The following is a 16832-nucleotide window of genomic DNA, read 5'->3' on the forward strand; positions in this document are numbered from 1 at the left end:
AAATTAGTAGAAAATTATTTCATTGACAATCATCGAAAATATTTTCACCCTTTTTGACACGGCGTTCAAATTGCTTGGAGGAGGAGTTCGAACGCCGGCACCCGGCCCTGCGGGGCCGCTGATGGGAGGATCAGATGTCTAAATCGAGAATATCGCGGCGCGCGCTCCTGGGCTCGGCTGCTGCAGCCGGCGGATTGACTGCCTTTGCCGGCCCCTGGAAACATAACAGGGTCTGGGCGCAAGCCACCGACAAGCCGATCAGGATCGGCATCACGTCCGATGCCAGCGGTCAATACGCCAATTCCGGCGCCAGCGACCGCCGCGGCATGATGATGGCGATTTCGGAGGTCAATGACCGTGGCGGCGTGCTGGGTCGCAAGATCGAAGTCACGCACATCGATACGGAGACCACGCCGGCGACCGGCTCACGTGTGGCGGAACGGCTGATAAGCCGAGAGGACTGCGGCTTTCTTGTCGGCGCGGTCAGTTCCGGTGTCGCCAATGCCATCAGCCAGGTGGCCCAGCGCAACGGTGTGATCTACCTGAACACCAACTCGTCATCGCCAACCGAAAGCGGCAAGAACTGCCACCGGGTGAAATTCGTCTGGGACGGTAATGGAACCAACTTCGCCAAGGCCGCCGTCCGCAACTCGATCGATGCCTATGGCGGCAAGGTCCTGCTGCTGACCAATGATTACGTGTGGGGGCATGACACGGCCAAATCCACCCGGGCCCTCGTCGAACAATATGGCGGCGAGATCGTCGACGAGATCCTGATCCCGCAAGGCACCCGCGACTTCTCGGCGGCCTTGTTGAAGATCCAGCAGGACAACCCGGCAGTTGTCGCCGCCGCCGTCGGCGGAGATGACCAGATCGCACTGCGCCAGCAGGTCGCCCAGCTCGGCATGGGATCCAAACCGGCCTGGATCAACAACCAGCAGGATTGGCCGGATGTCTACGGCCTGCCGCTCGACAACCTGTTCGGTGTCTTCGGGACCACCTGGTACTACGGCCTCGACCTGCCCGGCGTGAAGGAATTCGTGGAACGCTACCAGGCCATGTATCCCGACACCTCGATGCGTGTTCCGGGCAACGTGTTCTACAACGGCTACATGGCGACCAGCGAATTGCTGAAGGCCATCGAGCGCGCGGGATCGACGAACAACATTGCGATCATCAAGGAACTTGAAGGTCACGTCATGCCGGCAGCCGAGCGCATGCAGCACGACGATGCGGTGATCGACCCGCTCACGCACCAGGTCCAGCAATCGATCTATCTGGCAACGGCGAACGACGAGCCGAGGGATGAGAACGACATGTTCAAGATCCTGACGCAGTCGAGCCCGCAGGACGTGCGAGACGAAGAAGCGCTCGAAGCCTGCAAGCTGGAAAGCTACGACGAGACGCCGACTTTCGACGCGTAACCGCCGTCACACGATAGATCCCCGGCCCGGACCATGGCGTGTCCGGGCCGGGGAGTTCACCATTTACCTGCGTCCGGTCTCCGGGACGCCTTCGGACACGGGCGACATGATCGAGCTGCTACCCCACATCGTCAACGGCCTCACGCTGGGACTTCTGTTCGCGCTCATCGCGCTTGGCTTCACCCTCATCGTCGGGGTCATGGAAGTCATCAATCTTGCCCATGGGTCCCTGTTCGCGCTCGGCGCCTATTTCGCCCTGGCGACCATCGGCGGCGACTGGTTCGCCGGCACCGAATTCGGCATCTGGTGGCTGAGCCTGCCCATCGGAACGCGCTACGTCGCCGCGCTCGCCGTGGGCCCGCTGCTGGCGGCGGCCTCGGGCATGGTGATCGAGCTGTGCCTGCGGCCGACCTATGGAAAGGCCCCGCTCTATGGCCTGCTTCTGACCTTTGGTGCGGCCCTTGTGGTGGAAGAAGTCATCCGCCTTGCCTGGGGAACCGGCGAACAGAACCTCACTGTTCCGCAGACCATCAACGGCGCGTTCCTGATGGGCGGGCTGATCTTCTCCAAATACAAGTTTTTCGCCGCTGCCTTCGCGCTTGCCGCCATCGCCCTCGTCTGGGTGTTCCTGGAGCGCACGCCCTATGGCGCGATCATCAAGGCGGGAAGCCACGACAGCGAAATGGTTCGGGCGCTCGGATACGACCTGTCCAAATTGCGGCTTCTGGTCTTCGGCTTCGGCGCGGCGCTCGCCGGTCTTGCCGGAATAATACTGGCGCCGATCTGGGGACTGAGGCCGCATATCGGGCTGGACGTGGTGATCCCGGCCTTTCTGATCATCGTGATCGGCGGCGTGGGAAGTTTCTGGGGCGCGGTGCTGGCCGCCCTTCTCGTCGGAATGTCCGTCGGCATCACCGGAGCCTATGCACCGGCCTGGTCGATGATGTCCATGTATCTGCTGCTCATCGCCGTTGTCGGGTTTCGCGCCCGCGGTCTGCTGGGTCGCAAGAGCGCCTTGGAGAATTGAACCTGTGATTTCCCTCTCCGACATCCCCGCGCGTGGCGGATCCCCTTTCACACGATCGATGGGACTGTTCGTGCTGTTGTTGCTGACCGCACCCTTCTGGCTGGAACCCATCGGCCTTTATCAATATCTCGGCATGGAGATCGCCATCTGGATCCTGTTCGCCCTCGGCTTCAATCTCCTTTTCGGATACACCGGCCTGCATTCCTTCGGCCATGGTGCCTATCTCGGCATCGGCGCCTATGCGTTCGGGCTGTTCCAGCAGAACATCACCATCAGCCTCTGGGGCGGGCTTCTGGCGGCCATCACCGCGGCGACACTTGCCGGCGCCCTTGTCGGGGCCTTCGTGTCCCATCGCCGGGGCATCTATTTCGCGCTGATGACAATCGCCTTCGGACAGGTGTTCTGGTTCGCAGCCATCAAGCTGCACAGCATCACGGGCGGCGAGGACGGGCTGCTCGGCATTCCACGGCCCGATCTGGTCTTCGGTCCGCTGAAACTCGACATTTCCGACAACGGCGCACTCTACTGGTTCGTGACGATTGTGCTTCTTGTTGCCGTCCTGGCACTCTGGCGGTTGGTCAACGCTCCCTTCGGACGCGTCCTGCAGGCAATTCGGCAGAACGAAACCCGGGCCCGCTTCGTCGGCTACAATGTCTGGCTCATCAAGTGGCTGACATTCGTTGTCTCCGCCGCCTTCGCCGGACTTGCCGGCGGGCTGTTCGCGATGGCACAGGAAAGCGCCTATCCGGATGTCATGAGCCTGCATCAGTCCGGACTGATCGTCATGATGGTGCTCGTCGGCGGTGGCCTCGTCAGCTTCTGGGGACCGGTGTTCGGCGTGCTTCTCTATTTCATTGCCCGCGACATCATCGGCGGCCTGACGGAAACGTGGCTTTTGTGGTTCGGCCTGATGTTCGTCATCATGGTGATGGTCCGTCCGGAGGGCATGGCGGGTCTGTTCCACGTGCTGCGCGCACGCCTGCCGCTCAGGTCCCGCAAAGCGGTCGGACCAGCCGCCCAAGCAGGGAGGGCCTGACGTGACGCTGTTCAAGGTCGAGAACATACAAAAACGCTTCGGATCCCGTGTCGTTCTGGAGAATATTTCCCTGTCGGTGGAAGAAGGCACGGTGCACGGCATCATGGGGCCCAACGGCGCGGGAAAGACCACCTGTTTCCACGTTCTGACCGGCTTCTACGCACCTGATGCCGGCAGGATCACCTTTGAAGGCCACGACATTGCCGGCCGCAAGCCGCACCAGATCGCCAGACTGGGAATATCCCGCTCGTTCCAGATTATGAACCTGTTCGACGATACGGTCGTCATCGAGAACGTGATCCTGGCATTGCCGGAGTTCCGCTCTCGCAGCTTCAATGTCACCCAGAACGTTTTCGATGACACCGCGCTGGTCGACCGGGCTCTGGAGGTGCTGGACCAGGTGGGCCTTGCCGACCGCGCCTGGCAGAAGGCGGCCGCCCTGTCCTATGGCAACAGGCGGGCTCTGGAGATTGCCGTTGCGCTTGCCGCGGACCCGCGCATCGTCTTTCTGGACGAACCGACATCGGGGCTTGGCGCCGAGGCGACCCGCCGGCTCATGGATCTGATCCGGAGCTTGAGGGAAACCTACACGATCGTCATGATCGAGCATGACATGCGCTTCCTGTTCGAACTGGCCGACACGATCTCCGTCATACACTGGGGTCAGGTCATCGCCGAGGACACACCAGCCGCCCTCAGAGCCAACAAATGGGTTGCCCGCTCCACTCTGGGAGATGTTGCGTGATGCTTGAGGTCAACAGAATAGAAACCTTCTACGGCGAAACACAGGCCCTGTTCGGCCCGTCGCTCCGTGTCGGAGAGGCTGAAATCGTCGCTCTACTGGGGCCCAACGGCGCCGGGAAGACAACGACGATCCGCTCGATCCTCGGCCTGTCGCAGCCCAGAAGCGGGCAGATCAGGTTCGACGGCAAGGACATCACCGCCTTGCCGACCCACAAGATTTCGCGGCTCGGAATCGGCTGGGTGCCGGACGACCGGCGGGTGTTTCCGACCCTCACCGGACGGAGAAATCTCGCGCTCGGCACCCGCAGGACGCGGTTCCGCTCCTGGAGCCAGTCGGATATGTGCGGTGTCTTTTCGGCACTCGAGCATCTGCTCCCCCGCGAATGCGAGAACATGTCGGGCGGTGAGTTGCAGATGGTCGCGATCAGCCGGGCGCTGATGGGATCACCCGGCCTGGTGCTGCTGGACGAACCGAGCCAGGGCCTTGCCCCCAAGATCGTCCAGGACGTTCTGAAAACCGTCCTGCGACTGAAGCAGGAAGGCGTTTCCTGCCTTGTCGTCGAACAGAACGCTCTTGCCGCGCTTGAAGTCTCCGACCGGGTCTATGTCATGGATCGGGGCGTTATCATTCATGAAAGCCCGGCTCGTGACCTGCTGAACAATGCGCCGCTCAGACAGCGCCTGATCGGGATGTGAACCATGACCGGAATGCTGGAAGTCCGAAACCTAGAGAAGATCTACACGAAAAGCCGTCTGGACCGGACACCGGCTTTCCGCCTGAGCGCCGATTTCAGGATCGACACCCCCGGAGTGGTCGGCATGATGGGTCCGAACGGTTCCGGCAAGACCACCCTGTTCGAACTCATCACCGGTTCGAATGTTCCAACTTCAGGAGAGGTTCTCGTCGCCGGGCGCAACATTCACAAGATCCGCACGGATCAGCGCGACCGGCTGGCGATCCATTATCATCAATCCTATCAGGTACGCCATTTCCGCTCATTCAAACCGAACATGCTGATGGAGCCGGCCCGTTCGGATTACCCGCTGCTGCATTTGTTCGACGAACCCCAGTTCAACACCCAGGACGGTTATATCGGTTTCATGCTCGACTTTTTCCGCAAGCTGCGTGCCGAAGGCCGTCTGGTCTTTCTGTGCGTTCACCCCAACGAGCGCTTCCATCTGGAGATCGTGCAGGAGGTCTGCGAGAGTTTCATCTTCGTCGAAAAAGGTACCGTGACACCCTTCGCCGACTATCAGACCCTGCTCGCACACGAACCTGCACAGGCATATCTCGGCGACCTACTGACGGAGCGTGCGGCATGAGCACAGTTTTTCGAAAAGACGTCTATCCCGTGCCGGTCACGGCAGACGCGATCAAGGCAGACTTTCCCGGGTTCTCCTTCGGAACGTTTGACGACCCGCCGGGCCAACTCTGGGCGGATTTCGTTCACGACACCGACGAATTCGTCGTCGTCGCCAGTGGTGACATGACAATCGAGGTGGCCGGAGAAACGGCCCGCTGCGGTCCCGGAGATCTGGTCCTCATTCCCGCCCATGCCAGCCACACCTTGCTTACCCTCTCCCCGGAAGGGTCGACCTGGCACTACGGCTACGGCTCATTCGGAGATGCTCATGGCTAGTCCCCTTCGCGTCGCCGTGGTCGGCTGCGGCATGATCAGCGTCTATCATCTCAGGGCCTGGCAATCGGCTGGGGTGGAGCTTGTCGCCCTTTGCGACACGGACCGGGCCAAGGCAGAAGCCCGCGCTGCGGAATTCAACGTGTCACGGGTCTATTCGGATGCAGCCGCCATGTTCAGCGACGGTGGCATAGACGCCGTCGACATCGCCGCCTCCGTTGGTGCGCATGGACCGGTCGCACGACTGGCCGCCGATCACGGCGTCCACATCATGTGCCAGAAACCGCTGACGGAAACCGTGGCGGAAGCGGAACGGCTCGTCGACCATGTCGGAGAGCGCGTGCGGTTCATGGTCCATGAAAACTATCGCTTCCGTCCGCACTACATGACCGTCCGGCGCTGGATTGATGGCGGCCGCATCGGCCGGGTCCGTCATGCCGCCATTTCCTGCCGGGGATCCGGCCTGTGCGCCCGCGAGGGCACGGTGCCCTTCCTCGTGGAGCGCCAGCCCTACCTGACCGGCTTCAAGCGCAATCTCGTCTTCGAAACGATGATCCATCATCTCGACGTGCTCAGGTGCCTGTGCGGGCCGCTGAAGGTCGTCGCCGCCCGGCTCAACCGCCTTGCGGAAGGACTGCCCGGCGAAGACACCGCCTCGATCCTGCTTGAAGGCGAGAACGGGTTCATCGCGACGGCCGACGGCTGCCTTGTCGCTCCGGGATACCCGCAACTGCATGGCGACCGGCTCGAGGTGATAGGCACCACGGGCACCATCGTCATGGAGTTGAACCGGATCTTCGTGGTCGGCGAGGAAGACAGCGCCGAGGTGGTGGATCTGCTCGGCCGCTATCAGGAATGTTTCGACCTGACCATGGCCGCTTTCGTCACCGGGCTGCAGCAGGGAACGCCCTTCGAGACGGACCGGCTGGACAATCTGGAGACATTGCGGCTGATGGAAAGCGTCTATCGCGCCGCCGGAGTGGAGGTGGGGTCATGAACCATCCGACAGGCAGCCTGACGCCTGAAATCGATCTCAAGGTCGTGGACCGCCTGTTCGACATCACCGGACTGAGGGTATTCGTGCCGGGCGGATACGGTGCCATCGGCGAGGCGATCTCCATCGCCATGGCACGGCTGGGCGCGGAAGTGGTGATCGCCGGCCCCACGCTGGAGAAAGCCGTTGCGCTTGCCGATCGGATTGCGGCTCTCGGCGGACGGGCTCACGGGCTGGCTCTCGATGCCCGCAAGGTAAGCGCCATCGAGGCCTGCAGCCGGGAAGCCGTGTCGCTGATGGGTGGGATCGACGTCCTGGTCAATTGCGTCGGCATTCAGCGCGAACAAGCCTTGATGGAAGTGACGGAAGAGACGTTCGACGAGATGTACGAGACCAACCTGAAATCGGCGATGTTTCTGGCCCAGTCGGTAGCCCGCGACCAGATCAGCCGCGGTACTTCGGGCCGGCACATTCACCTGTTGTCCGTGCGCTCGCAACTTGCCCTCAGAGGACGTGGCTACTCCGCCTATTGCGCGACCAAGGGCGGTCTGGCCATGCTCGTCAAGCAGCACGCAATGGAGCTTGCCCCGCACGGCATAACCGTCAACGGCGTCGCCCCGACCTTCATCCGCTCGGACCGCATCCGGCCTCATCTCGACAAGCCCGCCTTCCGGGATTTCATCCTGGAACGCAATCCCCTCGGACGGATCGGCGACCCGATGGAAGTCGCCGGACAAGTGATCACATTCGCCTCCGAGGCAGGCAGCTACATGACCGGACAGGTTGTTTATGTGGACGGCGGAGTGACGGCCTCGCAATGACTTTCAAACTCCGGTGTCCACAATGGCTCGACACGGACGACCTGCTGCTCTGCAGCGCCCGAACCGGACATTTTCCGACGCACGATCATGAACAGGTAATAAAATGACGGACATGCAGCCCAAACTTCTGATCGGGGGAGACTTTCGAACTTCCGGGAGCGCCGCGCCGATCGCGGTGATCAATCCCTGCAACGGCGAAACGCTCTGGGAAGCTCCCTCCTGCGGGGAGGCGGAGGTCACCGAGGCCCTGTCGCACGCGCGCGCGGCCATGAAGACATGGCCCCTGGTGCACGGCTGGGAACGCGGTCGGGTGCTCAGGTCAATCGCCGCGGAGATGCGCGCCCGCACAGATGATATCGCCAGGGCCCTGTCCCTGGAAATCGGCCGGCCCTACACCCAGTCCGCCGGAGAAGTCGGCGCGGCGATCGAGCAGTTTGAATGGTATGCCGGCGAAGCCGAACGGCTCTTCGGCGAGACGATCCCCTCGCGCCAGGGCGGGCGTCTGCTGATCGAGCACGAACCGGTCGGTATCGCTGCCGCCTTCACGGCCTGGAATTTTCCGGTCAACCTGCCCTGCCGGAAAATCGCTCCGGCTCTGGCAGCCGGCTGTCCGATACTCGTGCGCCCGTCCGAGCAGGTGCCGATGACCACCACGCTGATCGTTGAAGCCTGCGTCGCAGCGGGTGTTCCCGCTGGTGTCGTCCAGCTGCTGCTGGGAAGGACGCAGGACATCACGCCGCGGATCATGGATGCCGACGAGGTTCGCAAGATCTCGCTCACCGGTTCGACGCGTGTCGGACAGATGCTGGTGGCAGATGCCGCCAGGACCATGAAGCGCTGTTCGATGGAACTCGGCGGTCATTCTCCCGTGGTCATCTGTGCCGACACCGATGTGGAAGCCGCCGCTGTCCAATGCGCCGGCTTCAAGTTCCGCAATGCCGGTCAGGTCTGCATCGCGCCCAATCGCTTCTATGTCGAAGACAGCGTCGCCGACCGGTTCATCGCCACCTTCAAGTCCGAGGCCGAGGCTCTTGTGGTCGGCGACAGCCAGGATCCGGCGGTGACAATGGGACCGCTGACCCGGGACACAGGCAGGGAAAAGGTCGAGCGGCTGATCGCCGACGCGGTTACCCGGGGCGCAACGCTGGTCACCGGCGGGTCCCGCCCCGCGGATCGCAATGCAGGCTATTTCCTGGAGCCGACGGTGCTGGCCGACGTTCCGGACACGGCACAGATCATGAGCGAGGAGCCTTTCGGGCCGGTCGCCCCGATCGCCCGTTTCGAGACGTTCGACGAAGCCATCACGCGCGCCAACGCCACGCCCTACGGTCTGGCGGCCTATGCCTTTACCGGCAGTCACGCCAAGGCAGAAGCGTTGTCAAAGCGCCTGCACGCCGGTATGGTCGGCGTCAACACCTTCATGATCGCCCATGCCGAAGCCCCTTTCGGCGGAGTCGATCATTCCGGCATGGGCCGGGAGGGCGGCCGCGAAGCCATTCGCGACTATCAGAACACCAAACTCTCCCACATTATGGCAGGCTGACGCATGACACATTTTTCCAACCCGCTGCGCCGTATCTGGGAGGACGGCCGCACCGCCGTCAACGGCTGGCTTGCCGTACCCTCGGTCCTCAGCGCCGAAGCCATGGCGGTGGCGGGCTGGAACGCACTCACGGTGGACATGCAGCACGGCACTGCGGATTATTCCGACCTCCTGTCGCTGCTGCCGGTGATCGAGAAGTCCGGCACCACACCGCTGGTCAGGGTCCCCTGGGTCGACGAGGCGGCGATCATGCGGGCGCTGGACGCAGGCGCCCTCGGCCTTATCGCCCCGATGATCGAGACGGCGGCGGATGCGGAGCGCTTCGTCTCCGCCTGCCGCTATCCGCCGGAGGGCAACCGGAGCTTCGGTCCGGTGCGCGCAAGATTGGCATGGGGACCCGACTACCCTGCGCGGGCAAACGAAGAGATCGTCACCCTTGCGATGATCGAAACAAAGTCTGCGGTGGAATCGCTTGAGGAGATCCTCAAGGTGCCCGGACTGACCGGCGTCTATATCGGCCCGGCGGATCTCGGATCCGCGTTCGGGTTCGGTCCGGGGTTCGACCGGCAGGAACCGGAAATGCTCGAACTCATCGAGCACATCCGCCGGACCGCCGCCGCGGCAAATCTCGTCTGCTGCCTCCATTGCGGATCGGCGTCCTATGCCAGGGGTGCTGCGGAGCGTGGCATGAACATGGTCACCATCAGCTCCGACGCGCGCTTCATCGAGGCCGGCGCTGCCGATACCGTTTCCGCTTTTTTCGGCGACGATCCCCGGTAAAACGATAGGCTTCGGTTCGCGTCGTTCGTCAATTCGCTCTTGCAAATCCGAACAGGAAGAGCCGGAGACTTCAGCAACGAAGGCTCACATCTAGATCACCGCGCTCTCGAACGTGCTCGGATCGAAGAGCTCTTCCGGATCGACCTTGCGTGACGACAGGCCCTGGGCGTGATGGTGATGCAGGAAGGTCTCCAGCACATGCCGGTTGGCATTCAGTCCGTAGGACCAGTAGTCGTCTCCCATGAGCTTCCTGGTCTCGTGAACCTGCTCCTCGACAAAGGGTAGCATGACCTTGGTCGCCGACGTGTCGGACAGCCGTTCCGCGCACAGACTCTTCGCTGCGCTGAACGCCTTCACCAACGTGGCCGCAAGCCAGGGATGAGCCTCGGCCAGGTCCCTGCGGATCCCGACGATATGCATAATCGGAAAGATCTTCGTGCGCCGGTAATAGTCCATCGCGGCCGCGCGCGGGTCCTCGAATGCCCAACCGACCCGGTTCGCTTCTCCGAAGCATGAGGGAATGCGCGGGCCGATCATGGCATCGATATCGCCGCTGCGCAGGAGACCAGACAGTGTGCTGCCGTCCGGCGCGTCGGAAAGCTTCACATCCGACGGCAGATTGAGTTTTATCTTCTCCGGCCGTCCAGGCTCCTCGATCCCGGCGCGTATCCATTCGACATCGCGCGGCGCCACACCGAATTCATCCTCCATCAGCGCCCGCGCCCAGACATTCGCGGTCAACTGGTACTCGGGCAGCCCGATCCGCTTGCCTTTCAAATCCGCCGGGCTTTCGATCCCGCGATCCTTGCGGACATAGATGGAAGTATGCCGGAACGCCCGGGAAGGAAAGACAGGTATGCCGACATAGGGGCAATCGCCGTTCGCGGTCTTGACCGCGAAGGAACTCAGCGACAATTCGCAGACATCGAAATCCGCGTGCCTGAAGGCGCGAAAGAAAATTTCCTCCGGGCTCAGACGCAGAAATACCGGGTCGACACCGTCGATCTTGATGTCACCGTTGAACAAAGGCCGCATGCGGTCGTAGTCCCCGACGGCGATGGACAAATTCAGGTCGGTCATGAAACAGGTTTCTCCTTTCACAGGGGACGGCGTCCTCGCCAATCCGGTTATCGTATTTCCGGGCCTTTCCGGTCCCTCATGCGCCGAACCGATCACGAATGAACCTGTAGGCATGCGGAATGACCAGCACCGTGAAGGTGATCCGGTAAAGATGGTGAAGCACGACAAACGGAACACTCAGGCTCAGGGTAAGGGCGATCAGACTCATCTCGGCAAGGCCTCCAGGAGCCAGAGCCAGCAGAAGGCTCTCGATATCGGCGCCCAGCCAGTCATGCAGAGCGATCGCTGTACCGAGCGCAAGCGACATGGTGATCAGGAACGCCGCGACGGAAAGACCGAACGCCTGAACCAGATCGCGCCAGGCAATGCCGACAAACCCAACGCCAAGTGATGTTCCAACCACGAGCTGCGTGACTGCAATCAGCATTTGCGGCGGCGTCGCGCCATGGGTCAGGCCGATGATATTGACCGTCGCGCCGAAGAGGACTGCGCCCGAAATATCCGGTGCGGGAAGCCTGAAGCGGCGGGCGAAAAGCGTCCCCGATATGCCTGCGAGAGCAAGGACAAGATAATCGCTCCAGACCGGTTTCGCACTGCCGGCAACTGCCGCAACATCGCTCATGCTGCCAACGAGTTGACCTTCATAGAGCCAGAAACCGATGGGGATCAGGAAAACGATCAGGGAAATACGCAGGAAATGCTGCACCTGAATAATGCGCTCATCGCCGCCCGCCCTGACGCCGAGCAGAATTGCTTCCAGGAAGCCGCCGGGAAAGGAGGCAAAGAACGCGGTTGGAATGTCATAGCGCCCGATACGCAGAAAAACCGCGAAGACAAGTCCGTGGGCAACGACCAGAAAGACCGTCAGGGCCAGAAGGCTTGGCCACCAATCAGGAATTGTCTGGAGAATTTCCATCGTGAAGGCGCTGCCGACCATGAGGCCAAGGATCGGCAGGAACAACCCTCTTGAACCGGCGGGCCATGAAGGGGCCTGCCCGAAGAGCCGAACGCCCATGAGAGCAACGGCACACAGGGATATCTGAGCGCCGATCAGCCAGGGCAGCGGCAGTCCGATCCACGCGGCGGCCGCACCGCCGAGTGACGCGATCGCCAGGGTCGCAAGCGGCGTTCGCACGCGCTTGACGACAAGCTGGGGTGACATGGCGGCCAGAAATGCCTGAGCGGGTCTGTGTTTCACGTCAATCCAGATTTATATGGATGTTCTTTTCTCTGGTGAACGCAAGCATCTCACCGATGCATTCCTCACGGCCGATACCGGATTGCTTGACGCCTCCGAAAGGCGCCCCGAGGAAATGTGCGCCCGATTTGTTGACCCACACGAAGCCGGCATCGGCCTGCCGCGCAAGACGATGGGCGCGTACCAGGTCCCGGGTCCAGATCGCACAGGTCAGCCCGTACTCGACCCCGTTGACTGCCGACATCATCCGGGCTTCATCTGACCACTTCAGAACCGACAGGACCGGGCCGAAGATTTCCTCCCGTGCAATCGTCATGTCCGGCGTGACATCTGCAAACACTGTCGGCTCGATGAAGAAACCGTTTTCCAGACCCGGCGCATTCGGCACCTTGCCACCGCAGACCAGCCGGGCGCCCTCCTCCTGACCTTTGCGGATGTAGCCCAGGACCCGCTCATGCTGGCTCTTGCTCACGAGCGCGCCCATGGTCGTTGCCATGTCAGCCGGATTGCCCGGCTGGAACGCACCGCAAAGGTCGACCACCCGTTCCAGCACCGCGTCGTGAATATCCTCATGCAGGAACGCGCGGCTGGTTGAGCCGCAGGACTGTCCGCACCAGGCGAAATTCATGCCTGCAACGATGCCCCTCGCCGTCTTTTCGACATCGGCATCGGCGCAGGCGATCAACGCGTTTTTGCCGCCGAGTTCCAGCATCACGTCCTTGAGCGTTCCGGAGGCCCCCGTCATCACCGCCCGTCCTGTCGGCACACTGCCGATCAGCCCGACCTTAGCCACCAGCGGATGGCTCGCCAGGACCGCTCCGGCGTCCACACCGCCATGAACGACGTTCAGTACACCTGCTGGAAGGATCCCGTCGATCAGTTCCAGCAAACGCAGCACCGAAAGAGGCGCCTGTTCGGCCGGTTTCATCACGACCGTATTGCCGGCGGCGAGAGGTGCTGCCATTTTCCCCGCGCAAAACATGAGTGGATGGTTGAAGGCAACGATCCGTCCGACAACGCCAAGCGGTTCGCGAACCGTGAAATTCACCGCGTCCGGTCCCATCGGAATGCTGTCGCCTTTCATTTCCGTCACCAGACCGGCGAAGAAATCGAGCTGGCTGACCGCGATGTCCACGTCCTTCAGCATGGCAGCAACAGGATTGCCGCTGTCCGCCGCATCGACCAGCGCAAGCTCTTCCTTGTGCGCCCGCAGGATGTCGGCGATCTGGCGCAACTGCCTAGCCCGCTCCAGGGGCGGGGTGTCGCGCCACGCGGGAAAGGCCTTGTGCGCGGCTTCGATCGCCGCGCGCATGTCGTCCGGGTCCGCGTAACTTGCTTCCCCGTAACTTTCGCCTGTTGCCGGACTGCCGCAAGGACGGACCTGCCCATTGCGCGCGGCATGCCACCCGCCGCCGTAATACAGTTGTCGCTGCTCGGGAAAGCGTATCTGAAAGTCACTCGGACGATGTGCCGTCATGGTCGGTTCTCCGGTACGGTTGCATCCGGTGAGCGCACAGGTGCGATCCGGCTCTTGGTTCGGGCGATGCGCCAGAGGGAGAAGACCGTCAGCGCCGCAAACAGCAGGACGATCGGGTGTTGAAAGAGTTGCAGCGGCTGATCCTTGAAAAGGATTACCGACTGGCGCACCGATTGTTCGAAAGTGCCGCCCAGCGCGAAACCGATGATGAAGGTCGCAAAGGAGAAGTCCAGTTTGCGCATGAAATAGCCGACGACGGCGAAGACCATCATGACCGCAACAGAGAACATCGCGTTGCCATTGGCGTAAGCGCCTGCAATGCAGAAGATCACCAGGATGGGATGGATGATCCCTTTGGGCACGCTGACCAGGAGAGCAAAGAAGCGCAATCCGAAATTGCCGATGGCGAAGTTGATCCAGTTCGCCAGGAACATCGCGGCGAAAATGCCGTAGACCAGCCGGCCGTGCTCCTGAAAGATCAGGGGGCCGGGATCGACACCATGCATCAGGAACGCCCCGATAAGGATCGCGGCGGACAGGCTGCCGGGAATGCCAAGCGCCAGCAGCGGGATCAGGTTGGCGCCGATGACGGCGCTGTTCGCAGCTTCCGTTGCAGCGATGCCCTCCAGTTTTCCGGTGCCGAATTCCTCGGGATGTTTCGAGGCTCTTTTCGCCGCGCCATATCCGAGGAATCCCGCCACTATCGCACCGATGCCCGGAACCGCGCCGACGCCCGTCCCGATGAGGGCTGAGCGGACAATGGTCCTCAGGCAGCTTTTATATTCGGCAAAGGACACGCGGCGATCTTCCCGCGGCAGGTCCTTGCTGAAGATCCTGTTGCGGCCCGTGTCCGTTTCCCGGCCGAGCAGTGTCGTCTCGATCTGGATCAGGATCTCCGACAGCGCCAGCAGACCGATTGTCATCGGAATGATGGGAATACCTTCGATGAGATCGCTGATGCCCATGGTCAGGCGCGGCTGCGCCGTCTCGATGTCGAGCCCCACCGTCGACAGGAAGGCGCCCAGCACAGCCGCAATCAGCCCGCGCAGCAGGGAGTTGCCGCTCAGCCCCGCGACGATTGTCAGCGAAAAGGCGAAGACGGCGGCCATTTCCGCAGGCCCCATTTTCAATGCGATGATCGCCAGGGGCGCGGCAACGGTGAACAGGACGATATCTGAAAAAATGTCGCCGGAGACGGACGAGTAGAGCGCCATCTTCAGCGCCTTCAGGCCCTTCCCCTTCTTGACCAGCGGATAGCCGTCGAAAGCGGTTGAGGTGGATTCCGGCGAGCCTGGCGTATTGAGCAGGATCGCGGAAACGGAGCCCCCATAGGTGCCGCCCTTGTTGATGCCGATCAGAAAGGCAACGGCGGCCAGCGGCGTCATGTAGTAGGTCAGAGGCACTGCAACAGCGATCGCCATCGGTCCGTTGAGGCCGGGAATGGCGCCGACCATGATGCCCATGAAGACGCCGAAGGCGATATAACCGATATTGACAAGCGTGAAGGCATCGGAAATGCCGGCAAGGATTGTTTCCATTATTCCACTCAGAGCCTATGTCGGCAGGTAGACAAGGAACAGGTGCCTGAACACCATGTAGACGACCACTGGTGCGACTGTGCACATGAGGGCGAGACGGACCGGGTGTTTGCGCAGATTGCCCATCGCTAGGCCACCGCAGAAAACGGCGAAGACACCGGCCCAGACGAACCCCGCATGTTCCATCAGAAAAAAGGCAATCGCCAGCACCACCGCAGCCCCGCCGATGAACAGCCAGTCGGCTGGTTCCATCGGTGACTTTTCCTGCGCGGCGGCGGCGCCTCGCCGCGCTTCGATCATTCTGCTGCCGGCCAGCGCGGCCGCCAGCAGCACGAAGAACCACATGAGGAGGCGCGGGAAGAAATCAGGCGCAAGCCCGTAGTCGGAATGACCGCTGATCTGGGCCGGAATGATCAGCCACAGGCTGACCAGTCCGAACACTGTCAGGGCGAGGCCGCTCGCGATATCGCTTTTGCGCACAATTCCCTCCCGCAAATCTCCGGTAAGCCCGGTGCGTGGCCGTTATTGAGCCAGCATCTTCTCGACGAAAGGCTTCACCTGCTCACGCTGCATCTTCAGATAGTCAAGCGTCTCTTCCGGTGTCCGGTAATCGGCGGAAAGATACATCTTGGACTGAAGCTCAGCAGCCAGTTCCGGTGTGAGCGCGGCCTTGACGGCAGCAGACAGCTTTGCCTTGACGTCTTCCGGCAGCCCCTTGGGAGCCGACAGCATGAATGTATCGACAAAAGCGTAGTCGATGCCCAGTTCCTGCAGGGTCGGAATATCCTGGAAGTCCGGATTGCGGACATAGCCCAGCGACAGGATCGGCTTCATTTCGCCGGCCTTCACCTGGCCATGCCAGCCCGAAGCGCCCCAGGTCAGATCGGTATGGCCGCCAAGGACGTTCTGAATGCCGGCCTTGCCGCCCTTGACCGGGACTATATTGAACTTCACGCCTTCCTTTTCCTCAATGGCAATCGCCATCAGTCGTGACACGGACACCTGCGAGGACAGGGACAGCGCCTTGTCGTTGTCCTTGGCGTCCTTGATCATGTCGGCGTAAGAGTTCCAGGGTGAATCGGCACGTACCACAAGCGCATCCTGCGGATAGGAAACGGTAGCAATGTGATCGAACCCGTCCAGTTCGAACTGGATGTCCGAATTGAGCAAGGGCGCGAGAACGAAGGCCGCGCTGGCACCCATGCCGATAGTGTAACCGTCCGGCTTGTCATGCATCAGGGTGGTGGCCATCACCGTGCCGCCACCACCGGGTTTCTGGACCGCGACAACCGGAACGCCGAGTTCCTTTTCAAGGTTTCTCTGGATCAGCCGCGCGGTCGTGTCGACGGCGCCGCCCGGATTGAAGCCGATATACATCGTGATCGGTTTGTCCGGATACTCGGCAAGCGCCGGTACCGCCGGAAAGGCCAGGCCGGCAGCGACCGCCGCCAGGGCCAGTTTCTTCATCATCGTTGCAGTCATTTCGTTCTCCTCCGATTTTCGTTTTATTTCCTCCCGGTCTTGTCGCCGGGT

General features: G+C 61.7%; 17 protein-coding genes. 11 read left to right on the forward strand and 6 right to left on the reverse strand.

Annotated features, from left to right (window positions below; all coding sequences use genetic code 11):
* The first annotated feature begins 134 nt into the window (after positions 1-134).
* The 11 genes from Q1B40_RS13755 to Q1B40_RS13805 all read left to right on the forward strand — a co-directional run bounded on the left by Q1B40_RS13755 (position 135) and on the right by Q1B40_RS13805 (position 10006).
* On the forward strand, positions 135-1424 hold the full coding sequence (locus Q1B40_RS13755) for an ABC transporter substrate-binding protein (RefSeq protein ID WP_299815516.1): 1290 nt from the start codon (positions 135-137) through the stop codon (positions 1422-1424).
* 106 nt (positions 1425-1530) lie between these two features.
* On the forward strand, positions 1531-2451 hold the full coding sequence (locus tag Q1B40_RS13760) for a branched-chain amino acid ABC transporter permease (protein ID WP_299815519.1): 921 nt from the start codon (positions 1531-1533) through the stop codon (positions 2449-2451).
* Positions 2452-2455: 4 nt separating this feature from the next.
* On the forward strand, positions 2456-3487 hold the full coding sequence (locus Q1B40_RS13765) for a branched-chain amino acid ABC transporter permease (protein WP_299815522.1): 1032 nt from the start codon (positions 2456-2458) through the stop codon (positions 3485-3487).
* Between the two features lies 1 nt (position 3488).
* Positions 3489-4232, forward strand: coding sequence for an ABC transporter ATP-binding protein (locus tag Q1B40_RS13770; RefSeq protein ID WP_299815525.1), 744 nt, complete (start codon positions 3489-3491; stop codon positions 4230-4232).
* Entirely contained in the window at positions 4232-4927 is a 696-nt protein-coding gene (locus tag Q1B40_RS13775; RefSeq protein ID WP_299815529.1) for an ABC transporter ATP-binding protein, read from the forward strand. Before Q1B40_RS13770 ends, Q1B40_RS13775 begins: the two co-directional genes overlap by 1 nt.
* A gap of 3 nt (positions 4928-4930) precedes the next feature.
* Entirely contained in the window at positions 4931-5554 is a 624-nt protein-coding gene (locus Q1B40_RS13780; protein ID WP_299815532.1) for an ATP-binding cassette domain-containing protein, read from the forward strand.
* Complete coding sequence (locus tag Q1B40_RS13785) at positions 5551-5871, forward strand: cupin domain-containing protein (RefSeq protein ID WP_299815535.1); 321 nt, start codon at positions 5551-5553, stop codon at positions 5869-5871. The genes Q1B40_RS13780 and Q1B40_RS13785 overlap by 4 nt, the downstream gene beginning before the upstream one ends.
* On the forward strand, positions 5864-6865 hold the full coding sequence (locus Q1B40_RS13790; RefSeq protein WP_299815538.1) for a Gfo/Idh/MocA family oxidoreductase: 1002 nt from the start codon (positions 5864-5866) through the stop codon (positions 6863-6865). Before Q1B40_RS13785 ends, Q1B40_RS13790 begins: the two co-directional genes overlap by 8 nt.
* Complete coding sequence (locus Q1B40_RS13795; protein ID WP_299815541.1) at positions 6862-7683, forward strand: SDR family oxidoreductase; 822 nt, start codon at positions 6862-6864, stop codon at positions 7681-7683. Before Q1B40_RS13790 ends, Q1B40_RS13795 begins: the two co-directional genes overlap by 4 nt.
* 103 nt (positions 7684-7786) lie before the next feature.
* A complete protein-coding gene (locus Q1B40_RS13800) occupies positions 7787-9226 on the forward strand; it encodes an NAD-dependent succinate-semialdehyde dehydrogenase (RefSeq protein WP_299815544.1) in 1440 nt (479 codons plus the stop codon).
* Between the two features lie 3 nt (positions 9227-9229).
* Positions 9230-10006 (forward strand): aldolase/citrate lyase family protein, encoded by a 777-nt coding sequence (locus Q1B40_RS13805; RefSeq protein ID WP_299815547.1) that lies wholly within the window; start codon positions 9230-9232, stop codon positions 10004-10006.
* Positions 10007-10096: 90 nt separating this feature from the next.
* Here Q1B40_RS13805 and Q1B40_RS13810 read toward each other — a convergent pair whose 3' ends face one another.
* The 6 genes from Q1B40_RS13810 to Q1B40_RS13835 form a co-directional block, all read right to left on the reverse strand.
* Positions 10097-11086: an ABC transporter substrate-binding protein gene (locus tag Q1B40_RS13810; protein ID WP_299815550.1), complete on the reverse strand. Its 990-nt coding sequence runs from the start codon at positions 11084-11086 to the stop codon at positions 10097-10099.
* Between the two features lie 76 nt (positions 11087-11162).
* The gene (locus Q1B40_RS13815; protein WP_299815553.1) at positions 11163-12284 is read right to left on the reverse strand and encodes an AbrB family transcriptional regulator; all 1122 of its coding nucleotides are present in this window, start codon (positions 12282-12284) and stop codon (positions 11163-11165) included.
* A 1-nt stretch (position 12285) separates the two neighbouring features.
* Positions 12286-13761, reverse strand: a complete 1476-nt coding sequence (locus Q1B40_RS13820) for an aldehyde dehydrogenase family protein (protein ID WP_299815556.1) — start codon at positions 13759-13761, stop codon at positions 12286-12288.
* Positions 13758-15299: a tripartite tricarboxylate transporter permease gene (locus tag Q1B40_RS13825; RefSeq protein WP_299815562.1), complete on the reverse strand. Its 1542-nt coding sequence runs from the start codon at positions 15297-15299 to the stop codon at positions 13758-13760. Before Q1B40_RS13825 ends, Q1B40_RS13820 begins: the two co-directional genes overlap by 4 nt.
* A gap of 15 nt (positions 15300-15314) precedes the next feature.
* Complete coding sequence (locus tag Q1B40_RS13830; RefSeq protein ID WP_299815565.1) at positions 15315-15779, reverse strand: tripartite tricarboxylate transporter TctB family protein; 465 nt, start codon at positions 15777-15779, stop codon at positions 15315-15317.
* A 42-nt stretch (positions 15780-15821) separates the two neighbouring features.
* A complete protein-coding gene (locus Q1B40_RS13835) occupies positions 15822-16781 on the reverse strand; it encodes a tripartite tricarboxylate transporter substrate binding protein (protein WP_299815568.1) in 960 nt (319 codons plus the stop codon).
* Between the last annotated feature and the right edge of the window lie 51 nt (positions 16782-16832).

Source organism: uncultured Roseibium sp., assembly GCF_947496995.1.
GTDB lineage: Bacteria > Pseudomonadota > Alphaproteobacteria > Rhizobiales > Stappiaceae > Roseibium.

What these genes read in the sequence shown, in the direction of transcription:
- Q1B40_RS13755 (WP_299815516.1), top strand. Translation starts at nt 135, where the DNA reads ATGTCTAAATCGAGAATATCGCGGCGCGCGCTCCTGGGCTCGGCTGCT.
- Q1B40_RS13760 (WP_299815519.1), top strand. Translation starts at nt 1,531, where the DNA reads ATGATCGAGCTGCTACCCCACATCGTCAACGGCCTCACGCTGGGACTT.
- Q1B40_RS13775 (WP_299815529.1), top strand. Translation starts at nt 4,232, where the DNA reads ATGCTTGAGGTCAACAGAATAGAAACCTTCTACGGCGAAACACAGGCC.
- Q1B40_RS13780 (WP_299815532.1), top strand. Translation starts at nt 4,931, where the DNA reads ATGACCGGAATGCTGGAAGTCCGAAACCTAGAGAAGATCTACACGAAA.
- Q1B40_RS13785 (WP_299815535.1), top strand. Translation starts at nt 5,551, where the DNA reads ATGAGCACAGTTTTTCGAAAAGACGTCTATCCCGTGCCGGTCACGGCA.
- Q1B40_RS13790 (WP_299815538.1), top strand. Translation starts at nt 5,864, where the DNA reads ATGGCTAGTCCCCTTCGCGTCGCCGTGGTCGGCTGCGGCATGATCAGC.
- Q1B40_RS13795 (WP_299815541.1), top strand. Translation starts at nt 6,862, where the DNA reads ATGAACCATCCGACAGGCAGCCTGACGCCTGAAATCGATCTCAAGGTC.
- Q1B40_RS13800 (WP_299815544.1), top strand. Translation starts at nt 7,787, where the DNA reads ATGACGGACATGCAGCCCAAACTTCTGATCGGGGGAGACTTTCGAACT.
- Q1B40_RS13805 (WP_299815547.1), top strand. Translation starts at nt 9,230, where the DNA reads ATGACACATTTTTCCAACCCGCTGCGCCGTATCTGGGAGGACGGCCGC.
- Q1B40_RS13810 (WP_299815550.1), bottom strand. Translation starts at nt 11,086, where the DNA reads ATGACCGACCTGAATTTGTCCATCGCCGTCGGGGACTACGACCGCATG.
- Q1B40_RS13820 (WP_299815556.1), bottom strand. Translation starts at nt 13,761, where the DNA reads ATGACGGCACATCGTCCGAGTGACTTTCAGATACGCTTTCCCGAGCAG.
- Q1B40_RS13825 (WP_299815562.1), bottom strand. Translation starts at nt 15,299, where the DNA reads ATGGAAACAATCCTTGCCGGCATTTCCGATGCCTTCACGCTTGTCAAT.
- Q1B40_RS13835 (WP_299815568.1), bottom strand. Translation starts at nt 16,781, where the DNA reads ATGACTGCAACGATGATGAAGAAACTGGCCCTGGCGGCGGTCGCTGCC.